The 5,362-nt window shown below is 39.9% G+C and carries 3 protein-coding genes and 1 pseudogene; all 4 read right to left on the minus strand.

Annotated features, from left to right (window positions below; all coding sequences use genetic code 11):
* A pseudogene (locus ACOVO2_RS18600) lies at window positions 1-577 on the minus strand (alpha-N-arabinofuranosidase); the annotation flags it as partial.
* Window positions 578-596: 19 nt separating this feature from the next.
* A complete protein-coding gene (locus tag ACOVO2_RS18605; protein ID WP_421771416.1) occupies window positions 597-2,522 on the minus strand; it encodes an alpha/beta hydrolase-fold protein in 1,926 nt (641 codons plus the stop codon).
* Window positions 2,523-2,553: 31 nt separating this feature from the next.
* Window positions 2,554-3,813, minus strand: coding sequence for a glycosyl hydrolase family 8 (locus tag ACOVO2_RS18610; RefSeq protein WP_421771417.1), 1,260 nt, complete (start codon window positions 3,811-3,813; stop codon window positions 2,554-2,556).
* 145 nt (window positions 3,814-3,958) lie between these two features.
* Window positions 3,959-5,074 (minus strand): alpha/beta hydrolase-fold protein, encoded by a 1,116-nt coding sequence (locus ACOVO2_RS18615; RefSeq protein WP_421771418.1) that lies wholly within the window; start codon window positions 5,072-5,074, stop codon window positions 3,959-3,961.
* Between the last annotated feature and the right edge of the window lie 288 nt (window positions 5,075-5,362).

Here is a 5,362-nt window from a genome sequence, read left to right on the forward strand (position 1 = left end):
CATTGCCAACTCCCCAGATTTTTACGTTCCACGGTTTTTGACGACCATTTTGAATGCGTAGGTCAGACATCGGGCTGCCTGTTGGTTGATTTACGTAGCTTACCCAGTCTGATAAATCTTGAACCGTTCCGCTACCTACGTTTCCTGCCAAGTAAGGTTCTGCACCGATTTTTTCGCAAAGGTCAAGAAAATCGTGTGTTCCGAAACTATTATCTTCGGTTACACCACCCCACCAAACATTGACCATTTTAGGACGATTTTCTTTTGGTCCGATTCCATCTTTCCATTGGTAAGCATCGGCAAAACAACCACCCGGCCAGCGAAGATTTGGCACTTTTAGCTCTTTTAAGGCTTGAATCACATCATTACGAACCCCAGCAGTATTTGGGATTTTAGTATTACTTTCGCCCACATACATACCGCCATAAATACAACGACCGAGGTGTTCGGCAAAGTGGCCGTAAATATGTTTATTGATTTTGGTTTTGGCCAAATCCGTGTTCAACGTGATTTTGGTTTGGGCTGTTGCAGTGAGAGCAATACAACCCGCAATCAATGATAAAATTGTTTTTTTCACTTTATTTCGAAATTGGTTTTTACTTAAACAATAACTGAGAGAACAAATATATGTCATGTCGCCAAACTGGCCAAGTATGTCCGCCAGCATATTCGCTGTACTTATATTTTATTCCCATTTCATCGAATTTCTTCATCATAATTTGGCAATTGGCGTGAGCAATGTCTTCTTTACCACCTTGCGAAATCCAAAATTCTTTGATGTTGGCATTGATTTTATCTTTATTGGTTTTCATGAATTCGTATTGTGGGTCTGAAAGTTTTGTATTATTGGCCCACCAACCCGAACTGAAAACACCGAGATAATTGAATAAATCAGAGTTGCGAACACCAGCGTGCAAAGTTTGCAAACCACCCATCGAAAGACCTGCTAAAGCACGATTTTTGGCCTCGTTAGAGACTTTGTAGTTAGCTTCTACAAATGGAATTAGTGCATTTTTTAGCTCATTTTCAAACTGATTGAGTTGTGGCAAGCCAAAACCTGCGGGGCCACCGCCACCCTGAAAATTACCATCCATCATTACTATTACCATTGGTTTGGCTTTCTTTTCGGCAATGAGATTGTCTAAAATCAAATCAGTCTTGCCTTGAGTAGCCCATCCACGTTGGTCTTCTCCACCACCATGAAGTAAGTAAACGGCTGGATATTTTTCGGTAGAATTATCATAGCCTGGTGGCGTATAAATGTATGCCTCACGCCAAGAGTTGGTTACTTTTGAATAGTATTTTTTTACACGAATATCGCCGTGAGGTACATCTTTCAAAGCATAAAAATCACCTTCTTTGTAGGGAATTTCGATGCCACTTGCCATTCTGCCCATGCCATAAAAAGTTTCGCTGGCTGGGTCGGCAACGGCTACGCCATCAATGAGGAGCGAATAATAATGAAATCCACGACTTACAGAATCGGTTGTTACATTCCAGAAACCACTGGTGTCTTTTACCATGTCATATTTTCTGCCTAAATCAATCTGCACTTTTTGTGCTTCGGGTGCTTTTACTTTGAAAATCACACGATTATCAGGTAAAATCTGCGGGTATTTGGCATTACGAATATTGCTTGCTGCAGGAGTTCCCAAAACAGAATATTTAGTAAAAGTGCTTGGATTAGTAGGTTTAAACAAAAACTGTGAAAACATATACAATCCATTTTTCCAAACTTTGAAATCATGCCCGCCCGCTTCTAAATAATAGATATGTGGAACCTCGTTTTCGTACATGTATTCGTGCGTACGCTTACTGAAAGTTATCAATCCGTCGGCATCACCACATGAAATAAAGAGCAATTTCAACTTCTTTTTAGCTTCTTCGGGGTTTGGCATTAATTCCTTCGGCACTTTTGTATTTGGAGCTGAAGAAAATCCACCCACCCAAGCGAATTTATCGAGATTTCCCAGCCCGAAATTCAATGATTGTCCTCCCCCCATCGAAAGCCCAGCAATCGCACGATTTTCACGGTCGGTTAGTGCTGAATAGTTTTTTTCGATGTAAGGTATGAGGTCATTTAATAAATCTTTTTCAAAAGTAGCAAAGGCCTGAACTTTGTCGGGAGCCATGATATTTCCAGTTGAACGGTCATCTTTCATCGCACGACCATTTGGCATGACCACAATCATTGGTTGAATTTTTCCTTCGGCAAAAAGATTATCCAAAATATTTTGAGGATTTGCACCTTTAAACCATTCAAGATGGTCGCCACCGATGCCGTGAAGGAGATAAAATACAGGATATTTTTTCTTTTTATCGTAGTTTGGCGGCGTGTAAACCAACGTTTTACGGGTGCTTCCTACGGTTTTTGATTCATACTGAACTGTGTCAATTTTTCCTTTGGCAATGCCATTTTTGGCATTTTCGTAGCCTTTTGGCATTTCTTTTTCCATATTTTGTGCGAAACTTATGTTTTCACACACAAACAAAAAAGAGATGATTGCGAGTAGTTTTTTCATATTTTGAGGTTAAAAAGGTGAAAGACTGAGGTTATTTAGCGGGTTCAATGATTTTATAATTTCCGCTAAGGTGCATCAAACTGAATAGATACATCAGACCATCGAAATAAGGGTCGAAATAACCATCTTCGTAAGGTTCAAGTTTGGCATTCCAGATGGCTTTTACAAAATCATCGCTCTCTTTTCCTTTATTTATGAGAGCAGTTGTGGCCGCTGTAGAAACCAAGCCGATTGAATGGCGAAGTTTTTTTACTGGGCCAGCTTGCAAAATAAACTCTGGTTTTGAGCCGTCGAGATTAAACTGGTCGTCGTAGGTATCCAAACCTTTTGAACGCAAGAAATTTTGGAATCTTTTGGCATAATCCAGTTGCCATTTTTTGTCTTTTCCGTACCAAGTATAATCCATGGCAATGTTCATCGGTACTCGCCATGAGTCATATCTAAAACCTGGTGGCATCCAACGAGTTGGATGTGGGGCTCCACTAAATTCGGTGTAGTCTGAATTTAAGGCAGTTACTGGATGGCAAGCTCGGTGTAAAAATACTCTTGAAGTATCGGCACAAGCTTTGTAAAAGTCTTCGTGACCATCTTTGGCGTATTTTGCCCAAACTTCCATAAAAGCAGGTAAGTGATAAGAAGGGTCAGTCCATTTGTAATTAGCACCTTCTGGCACGAAACTTATCTGTTTGGCATCGGTGTTGATGATGTTATAGATATTTCCTGTACCGTCTTTTTTCCACATATTATCTAAAATTCGGCGGGCTTCTTTATAATAATTGATACCCGTATCGTTGCCCCAACGGTTAGAGGCAAACAAAAGGCTGGTTACAAAATAGAGTTCACCATCAGAAGCCGAACCTTGCGAGTTTTTCCTTTTAGTAATCGGATTAATACTCCACGCAAAATACGCCTCTCTTGGCCCGCTTTGGTGCTGAGAATATTTAACTGCCCATCGCCAAATTTTATCAAAAACTTCTTTTTTATTTAGTTGAACGGCCACCATCATGCCGTACGACATTCCTTCCGAACGTGCATCTTTGTTTTTTACATCCGAAACATAAGCCAATGAGTCTTCTTCTTCGAAATAAACTTTGTTTGGGCCTTCAAAAACATCATAATATGCTTTTTGAAGTTTGGCGTCTATGTCTTTTTGACTATACCCCATTTCCTTAAATACATTTCTGTATTTAGGTTTTTGTGCATTTATGCTAAACGAACAAAAGAACAATAAACCTAAAAGACCGATGAGCCTTTTATATTGATTGTAATATTTAGTTTTTTCTTGTTTCATCAATTTTTGGTAATTTAAAAAAATCGTAAAAATGGAACGCTGATGACGCTGATGCAAGCAACGCAGATGCCCGCGGATTTTTCGTTGATTTCTGCATTCCATTTTCTTAAAATAAAGCACTTAAAGCTGCACTTTATTTTTGTTATTAATTAAAAAGCTTTGGAGCCATCTGCAATAAACTTCGTCTCCAAGTTTGGAATTCGTGGGCTGTACCTTCCGAAATGTAGCCATCAGCGTTAAATCCTGCGGCTTTTAGTTCTTCGGTTGCCTTGCGGATTCCATCTGGACGCTCTTTGCTGCCACAGCTCAAAAAGATGTATTTTGGCTTTGGTTTATCTTTGAAATCGGTTGAAGCGTAAGTTCCCCCACTCAAAAGGCCATAATAATCAAATACTTCTGGTTTGTTTAAAGTGATAGTTTTTGTTTCCATCCCGCCCATCGAAAGGCCTGCCATTGCTCGTTTTTCCTTTTTAGCGATTGTTCTGAAATTGGCATCTACATAAGGAATCAATTCATCAATCAAAACCGTTTGGAATGGCTCAATTTTAAACTCTCTCATTTTACCAAATTTCACTTCATTGGTCATTCCATACGTACACACAATGATGAATGGCTTGATTTTCCCATCGGCAATCAAATTATCCATAATCAAATTGGCTCTACCTTGGTTCATCCAAGCGGTTTCGTCTTCGCCCCAACCGTGTTGTAAGTATAAAACTGGATATTTGTCTTTACCTTTTTCATAGCCTGGAGGCGTGTAAACAAACGCTCGGCGAGAAGTATTGGTGCTTGGTGATGGGAATAAGATTTGCTGAACATTACCGTGAGGAACATTCTTGAGGGCATAAAAGTCTTGGTCTTTGGCAGGAATCTCGATGCCACTTTCCCAACGAACTGAGCCGTAGTAGTTTAATGTACCTGGGTCATTGAATTTTCCGCCGTCGATTCTTACGTTGTAGTAGTGAAAACCTTCATCCATTGGGCCTTCGGTAGTTCCCATCCAAGTTCCATCTTCGGCTTTGGCGAGTTTTGTACCGCCACGGCCGCCCAAACCTAAACTCACTCTTACACTATCGGCAGCAGGAGCGATGATTTTGAAACGTGCATACCCCTGCGAGTTTACCTGCGGGTATTCTTGTTGCGGTTGGTTAAGTACCGAAGGTTTGAAATCTTCGACAATGGTAGGCTGTTGTGCCTGTGCAAAGTTGATGCTACCCACGATGGAAGTAGCAAAAAGGCTAATTTTGAGAAAGTTTTTCATTATAATTTTGAGTTGAATATTAAAAATTTGAACGCTGATGACGCTGATTTTCAACCGCTGATTTTACCAGATTTTATTTTAATATCTGTATTAATCAGCGTTTCTGAAAGAATCTGCGTCGTCCGCGTTCCATACAATCTATTTAAACAAAATTGGCAAAGTTTCATTGAGATATTGCTTCACATTCATCCAAGTATGTCCACCTGGAATGGCGTAAGTTTTCACATTTATTTTCTTATCTTTCAAATATGCTTCCCACTCGGTAGTGCCTTTGTACAAGAAATCTTC

Source organism: Emticicia sp., assembly GCF_049241225.1.
Taxonomy (GTDB): Bacteria; Bacteroidota; Bacteroidia; order Cytophagales; family Spirosomataceae; genus Emticicia.

Excerpts from the sequence above, each read along its gene's own strand:
- ACOVO2_RS18605 (WP_421771416.1), bottom strand. The coding sequence starts at position 2,522 with ATGAAAAAACTACTCGCAATCATCTCTTTTTTGTTTGTGTGTGAAAAC.
- ACOVO2_RS18610 (WP_421771417.1), bottom strand. The coding sequence starts at position 3,813 with ATGAAACAAGAAAAAACTAAATATTACAATCAATATAAAAGGCTCATC.
- ACOVO2_RS18615 (WP_421771418.1), bottom strand. The coding sequence starts at position 5,074 with ATGAAAAACTTTCTCAAAATTAGCCTTTTTGCTACTTCCATCGTGGGT.